This window comes from Gemmatimonadales bacterium (assembly GCA_030697825.1).
In the GTDB taxonomy this organism is placed as follows: Bacteria; Gemmatimonadota; Gemmatimonadetes; order Gemmatimonadales; family JACORV01; genus JACORV01.
Genome location: JAUYOW010000161.1, coordinates 1 through 1,266 on the forward strand (window position 1 = coordinate 1; position 1,266 = coordinate 1,266).

The window sequence follows — 1,266 nt, forward strand, 5'->3', positions numbered from 1 at the left end:
TCGACGGCCTGCCGGGCGAGGACATCGACGCCTGCCGGAAAATCGCCGACGATCTCGGCGTGCATTTCCGCCGGCGCGTGCTCGACAACGTCGGCTGAGTTTCGCAAGGACCTCGTCTGTCCGGCCGGTGGCCTGCCGGCGCTCAAGGCCGCCGTTGATAACGGTGCCGACGCGGTCTACATCGGCTTTCGCGACGGCACCAACGCCCGCAACTTCCCCGGCCTCAATTTCGATCTCGCCGAAGCCCGTCAGGGCATCGACTACGCGCACCGCGCCGGCCGGCGCGTGTTTCTCGCGATCAATACCTACCCCTCGGCCTTGCAGTGGGACAAATGGTGCGCCGCGGTGGACCAGGCCGCGGGCTTACGCGTGGACGCGCTGATCCTCGCCGACCCCGGGCTCATGCAGTACTGCACCGCGAAGCACCCGCAACAGCGTCTGCATCTGTCGGTACAGGGTTCGGCCACGAATGCCGAGGCGATCGGCTTCTATGCGCGCCAGTTCGGGGTGCGGCGCGCGGTGCTGCCGCGCGTGCTGTCGCTCACCCAGGTGCGCGCCATCATCCAGCGCGTCGGTGTCGAGGTCGAGGTATTCGGTTTCGGCAGCTTGTGCGTGATGGTCGAGGGTCGCTGCGCGCTGTCGTCCTATGTCACCGGCGCGTCGCCCAACATGAGCGGCGTGTGCTCGCCGGCGAAGAGCGTGCGCTGGGAGGAAGCAGCGGACGGCCGGCGGTCGCGCCTCAACGGCGTGCTGATCGACATCTACCGCGAAGGCGAGGCCGCCGGTTATCCCACGTTGTGCAAGGGGCGGTTCGAGACCGGCGGGCATACCTATTACGCCATCGAGGAACCGACCAGCCTCAACGTGCTCGATATTCTGCCGCAGCTCAAAGACGCCGGCGTGGCCGCCATCAAGGTCGAGGGGCGCCAGCGCAGCCCGGCGTATGTCGCGCACGTGACGCGCACGCTGCGTGCCGCGCTCGATGCCTGCGCGCGCGACCCGCAGCACTACACGCCGCGCGCCGAGTGGGTGGCGGCGCTCGACAAGGTCGCCGAGGGCGCGTGTCACACGCTCGGCGCGTATCACCGGCCGTGGCAATAAAAGAGGGGTGAGGTTCGATGTACGAGGCGCGAGGGCGATGAGGCTTTCTCTGGGCCCGATTCTCTACTTCTGGGACCGCGACGCGGTTTTCGATTTCTACGCGCGCGTCGCCGACGCACCGGTGGACATCGTGTACCTGGGTGAAGTCGTGTGCGCCAAGCGCCG

1 protein-coding gene is annotated in these 1,266 nt (G+C 67.8%); it reads left to right on the forward strand.

From position 1 onward, the window contains the following. Positions 1-1,101 (forward strand): peptidase U32 family protein (locus Q8Q85_08820; protein ID MDP3774355.1); only part of this gene is annotated, 1,101 nt, incomplete at its 5' end. Positions 1,102-1,266: the final 165 nt, after the last annotated feature.